We start from the raw sequence: 5,203 nt of genomic DNA on the forward strand, positions 1-5,203 counted from the left end.
CCCGGCGCGGGCGCCACCCGGCGGTAGCCGCCGCCGAAGAACAGCAGCGGCCCCGCGCCGGGAGAGGCGCCCGCGGCCAGCACCTCGCCGACGAAGATGGTGTGGTCACCGCCCTCGTGGGCGTCGACCAGCCGGCACTCCAGCCACGCCGACGCGCCGTCGAGCAGGGGCGCGCCGGTGTGCGGGCCGGGCCGCCAGTCGATGCCGGTGAACTGGGCCGGGCCGCGCGGGCGGCGCCGGTCGGCGAAGTACCGGGCCGTCGACTCCTGGTCGGCGCCGAGGATGGACACCGCGAAGTGCCGCGCCGCGCTGATCGCCGAGTGCATCACGGCGGTGCGGGCGACGCAGCACATCACCAGCGGCGGGTCCAGCGACACCGAGCTGAACGCGTTGGCCGTCATGCCGTGGGTGGCTTCGCCGCCGGTGGTCAGCACGGTGATCCCGGTGGCGAACTCGCGCATCACCTCCCGCAGGCCCGGCGCGGGCCTGGTCGCCACGGGTGTCTCGCCGTGCGGCGCGGATCCGTTCTCGGTCACGATGCCCTCCTCGGGTCACCCGGCGGCGCTCGGGCGCGCCGCCGGTCGGCAGCAGCTCTCGACCACCCGTTCCAGCCCGTCGTCGCCCCGGGGCAGCCTGGTGCGCACGGTGGTCCACGCCCGCCCGGCGAACAGCGCCGCGCCGTCGACGGGCGCGCCGAGCGCGAACGCCGCGGCCACCGCGGTGAGCAGCGGGACCGACGACGGGCTGTCGGTGTCGGTGGCCAGCGCCCTGGCGGCCGGGTCGATCTCGGCGACCAGGTCGGTGAGCGCGCGTCCCGGGCCCGCTTCGAGCACCAGGTCCGCGCCCTCGACCGCGTGCGCGGCGGCCTGGTGGAACCGGACCGGCGCGAGGACCTGGTCCCGCAGCAGGCCGCGCACGTCCGCGTCGGCGGCGACCGGCCGGGCGGTCACGGTGGAGACGACCTCCCGGGTCACCGGTCCGAACGCGACGCCGGCCAGCACCTCGGCCATGGCGTCGGCGGCGGCCCGGACGCGGGGCGTGTGGAAGGCGTGCGGCGCCTTGAGGCGGAACGCGGGCACGCCGTCGTCCTCGGCGGCGGCGCACACCCGGTCGAGGGCGTCGGCCGGGCCGGACAGCACGACCTGGTGCGGGCTGTGGAAGCCCGCGACCACCACGTCCCGCCCCCGGGCCAGGGCGGTCGCCCGCTCGGCCCCGGTGAGCAGGACGGCCATGCCGCCCGCGCCGTCGCCCGCGTCGGCCATCACCCGGCCGCGGTGGGCGGCGAGCGCGAGCGCCTGCCCGTCGCCCATCGCGCCGGCCCACGCGAACGCGGTGAACTCGCCCAGGCTGTGCCCGACCGCCACCGCCGCCCGCACGCCGACGGACTCCAGCGCCCGCGCGGCCGCCAGCGAACCGGCCACCACCCGGACCTGGCCGTCGCCCTGGTCGGCGGCGCGCAGCACGTCGGCCGCGGCGGGGAAGCGGCCGACCGCGCCGGCGACGCCGCCGCGCGGGCCCTGCGCCGGGAACAGCAGGGCGATCCTGGGCGGCGCGTCGCGCCGGTCGAGGAACAGCCCCTCCGCCGGCGAGAACGCGCTCGTCTCCCCCGCGTCGACCAGCTCGGCGAGCCGGGTGAGCCGGGCGCGGGCTTCTTGCGCCGTCGTGGCGACGACGGCGGCGCGGGCCGGCCCGCCGGACAGCTCGGCGGCGAGGGAGCCGGCCAGGTCGGCGAGCCGGGCGCGGCCGGCGCCGGCGACCAGCTCGGCCAGGCCGGTCAGCGCCGGTCGCAGCGACGCGGAGTCGGGCGCGTCGACCAGCAGCACCTCCGCGTCGGGGAGGTCGCCGGGCCCGGTCGCGCCGGTGCGCGCGGTCATACCCGGACCACCCCGCTGTCGCTGTGCCCGTGGCCGGTGGGCCGGGCGGGCGCGGGGTCCGGCCCACCGGCGACCGCCCGCGCCCGTCGGGACTTGTCGCGCAGGTGCGCCGCCCACCAGCCCAGGCCGCGGATGAGGCACACGATCGCGGTGGCGAAGAACAGGGTGTAGACGACGTTGAAGACCATGAGGATGCCGTAGACGAACGCCACGCCGCTGCCGAACATGAATTGGTTGAGCGGTTTGGTCGGCGTCGTGCCCGGGTCGGTGATCATGTAGTTGGTGAACAGGACGAACGCGACGCCGGTCATCACGCCGAGCGCGTTGTAGAGCGACACGTCCCAGATCCAGTGCCGGACGAACGCCTGGATGGCGAAGCCGCCCATCCAGCCCACGATCAGCGGCACGCGCTTGGTGAGCATGCCGTTGATCACCGTGCCCGCGGTCGCGATGATGATCGGGATCATCACGCGCCAGTAGTAGTTGGCCTCCTCCGTGAACTCGTACGGCGGCGCGATGCTGATCCACGAGCCGAAGAACAGCAGCGCCATGGTGATGCCGAAGTTCGACGGGTTCATGTAGTGCCGCATCCGGCCCGCGATCGGGGCCTGGAGGACGTGCTTGGCCGCCACGCCGCAGAACACGCCGAACAGCACCGGCCACAGCTGGTTGTTGGCGTAGAGCAGCATGTTCACCGCGAGCGCGGTGATGTGCGAGGGCAGCAGGAACTCGTAGACCCCGCGCGCGCCGTTGCCGAGGAACCGGGGCGCCCGCCCGTTGGCCCAGGCGCTGACGACCTCCAGCGCGATCTCGGTGACGTAGCCGGTGAGCACGGCGATGATCGGCCACAGCCACGGCTGCTCGAAGCCGAGCAGGGTGTAGCCGAAGGTGTTGAACACGCTGATGGAGATGGCGAAGTTGCGCAGCGCGACGTAGCGGGGGTCCAGCTTGGGCTTCTTCGGCGGGGGGATGGTCGGTGACACGGGAGGCGGTGTGCCCGCCCCCGCCCGGTCGGTGTTGGCGGTGGCGCTCATCGGCCCGGAACCTCCTGTGCGGTGTCGGTCAGGACGAGGGTGCGGTCACCCTGGTCGAGCTGCGTCGTCTGCTCGTGCAGGCGGCCGTCGAGGTCGCGCCAGCACAGCTTCACGCTCACCGGCCCGGTGTAGTCGCCGAAGCCGAAGTGGACGTCGAAGCTGCGCTTGCCGCCGTGGCCGCTGCCGCCGTCGAGCTGCGAGACCTGCTTGCGGCCGTCGGGGGTGGAGACCTCGACGGTGGCGCCGTACACCGGCGTGCCCGGACCGGACAGGCCCGTCCTCGGGCCCTCCACCGGCCGGTACAGGTGCAGCGTCAGGTGGCCGCCGCGGTCGGGCGCCTCGTTGGCGTAGAACGAGGGCGGGCCCCACTGGCGGGCGATGGCGAGGTCCAGCGCACCCGTGCGGTTGGTGTCGCCCGTGGCGATGCCGCGGCTGGGGTGGTGCACGCCCAGGCCGAGTTCACCGGTGATGTTGACGAACACGTCGTGGTGCCGGCCGCGGGCGAAGAACGCGGGCGCCTCGTGGCCGGAGATGTCGTCGCCGGGCTGCATGTTCGGCCACATGGCCGGGTTGGACACCAGCATGTCGTTGGACATGGCCAGCTCCTGGAGCCAGGGCCAGCGGTCGATGTCGCCCTTGACGAAGCCGGTGGTCTGGACGACGTCGAGGTTGCCGGTGTTGGCGAAGTCGCCCATCTTGATGTCCCAGCCCCAGCCGGACCAGGCGGTGTTGAACTCCTGGGCGCGCTGGGTGAAGTCGGCGACGCCGCGGCCCATCGCCTCGCCCATGCGCTCGGGGCTCTCGGCGTCGTTGATCCACAGGAAGTGGCTCTCCTCCAGGCCCCACGCGGTGGTGATGTTGCTGACGGCCATGTCGAAGCTGCCGTTGCGGTCGACGTCGCCGAAGTCGACGCCCATGCCCTTGAACGAGTCGTTGCCGACGATGAAGGACTTGGGCGTGGTCGGGGTGCGCTCGCCCTCGACGACGGAGAACTTGATCGCGTCGTCGGTGGAGGTGTTGTGCAGCATGAAGTCGTGGCCGAAGTCGTTGGCGATGTAGACCTCGGGCCGCCCGTCGCCGGTCATGTCGGCGTTGCTCAGGCCCAGGGTCCAGCCGTTGGCGGCCAGGTAGGGGATGGCGTCGGTCTCCAGCGAGTAGGCGGCCGTCGGCTCGTCGCCCGCGGTGCCCGACTCCCAGCGCAGCACGTGGCTGCCGCCGCCGTTGAGGGCGCGCGAGAGGGAGTCGTTCATCGTCACGTTGTTCTGGCCCTGCGGGTCCAGGACGTCGGAGTCGGGGAAGTAGTTGCCGATGATGATGTCCGGTCGCCCGTTGCCCGCGAGGTCGCCGACGGTGACGGCGTTGGTGTGCCACTTGGGGCCGTGGTAGTCGCCGTCCACGGTGACCTGCGGGACGAGTTCCTGCGGCCGGTAGGAGTCGAGGGCCACCTCCTCGGCGCCGGCCTCGGCCAGGAACAGCACGGGCGTGCGGCCCCAGTAGGTGACCAGCAGGTCGGTGCGGCCGTCCACGTTGTAGTCGCCGGGCGTGCAGCCGGTGGGCGCCATCGCGCGGCCCATCGGCAGCGGCGCGGGGTCGAGCAGGAACGGGTCGAACCGGTCCTCCTCCGGCGCGTTGGGCGCGTAGGTGACGACGACCTCGTCGGTGCGCGGGTCGACGATGCACAGCGAGCTGGGGCGCCCGCTGCCGGTGAGGTCGTTGAGCGCGATGCCCGCGCCGACCGAGGACACCCAGCTGCGGATGCGGAAGTAGGCCGGGTTGACCTCCCGGATTTCCTTCATCTCCCGGTCCTCGTAGCCCGGGGGCAGCGCGATGGGCAGCTCCCGGAACTTGTACTGGGCGGCGATCTCGTCACCCCCGGACACCGCCACCGCGTTCTGCGACACCGCGAACAACAGGGCGGCGACGAGGACCGTCACCACCCCCGGCACCAGCCTGCGCGTTCGTCCTGCGAATTCAGCCATGATCTCCCCGCCGACCGCCGTCGGGATTTTCTCCCGCGAGGCTCACTGGATTGGTGGTGACAAACGGCGTGCCGCGGTCACCGGGTCCGGCGCGTTCCCGTTCGGGCGTCGGCCCGGGTCGACGGCGTGCACAGCCGGCCAACTCGGGAACCAGTATGGGAGGGGTCGTCTCGGCGCCACTTCTCCCGACTTGCCGAGGGGGCGGTCGTTCAGGTGGGAATTCGTCCGCGGTGCGGAACGGAAAGTCACCGGCGTTCACGCGCATTTCGGTTTTCGGGGAAATCGGCGGCACGAAGAAGGGGCGGGACCTCCGGGG

Annotated in this window: 4 protein-coding genes; all 4 read right to left on the minus strand. The window is 73.1% G+C overall.

Features of this window, described 5'->3' with window-relative positions; genetic code table 11:
- Positions 1-461: flavin reductase family protein (locus ACFV4N_RS39435; protein WP_499677795.1), on the minus strand; the 461-nt coding region annotated here is incomplete at its 3' end.
- A gap of 90 nt (positions 462-551) precedes the next feature.
- Complete coding sequence (locus ACFV4N_RS39440; RefSeq protein WP_499677792.1) at positions 552-1,874, minus strand: ACP S-malonyltransferase; 1,323 nt, start codon at positions 1,872-1,874, stop codon at positions 552-554.
- The gene (locus ACFV4N_RS39445) at positions 1,871-2,908 is read right to left on the minus strand and encodes an enediyne biosynthesis protein (protein ID WP_499677793.1); all 1,038 of its coding nucleotides are present in this window, start codon (positions 2,906-2,908) and stop codon (positions 1,871-1,873) included. The genes ACFV4N_RS39440 and ACFV4N_RS39445 overlap by 4 nt, the downstream gene beginning before the upstream one ends.
- A complete protein-coding gene (locus ACFV4N_RS39450) occupies positions 2,905-4,887 on the minus strand; it encodes an ASPIC/UnbV domain-containing protein (RefSeq protein ID WP_499677794.1) in 1,983 nt (660 codons plus the stop codon). The genes ACFV4N_RS39445 and ACFV4N_RS39450 overlap by 4 nt, the downstream gene beginning before the upstream one ends.
- Between the last annotated feature and the right edge of the window lie 316 nt (positions 4,888-5,203).

It is taken from the genome of Actinosynnema sp. NPDC059797 (assembly GCF_042732085.1).
Taxonomy (GTDB): Bacteria; Actinomycetota; Actinomycetes; order Mycobacteriales; family Pseudonocardiaceae; genus Actinosynnema.

Excerpts from the sequence above, each read along its gene's own strand:
- ACFV4N_RS39440 (WP_499677792.1), bottom strand. The coding sequence starts at position 1,874 with ATGACCGCGCGCACCGGCGCGACCGGGCCCGGCGACCTCCCCGACGCG.
- ACFV4N_RS39450 (WP_499677794.1), bottom strand. The coding sequence starts at position 4,887 with ATGGCTGAATTCGCAGGACGAACGCGCAGGCTGGTGCCGGGGGTGGTG.
- ACFV4N_RS39445 (WP_499677793.1), bottom strand. The coding sequence starts at position 2,908 with ATGAGCGCCACCGCCAACACCGACCGGGCGGGGGCGGGCACACCGCCT.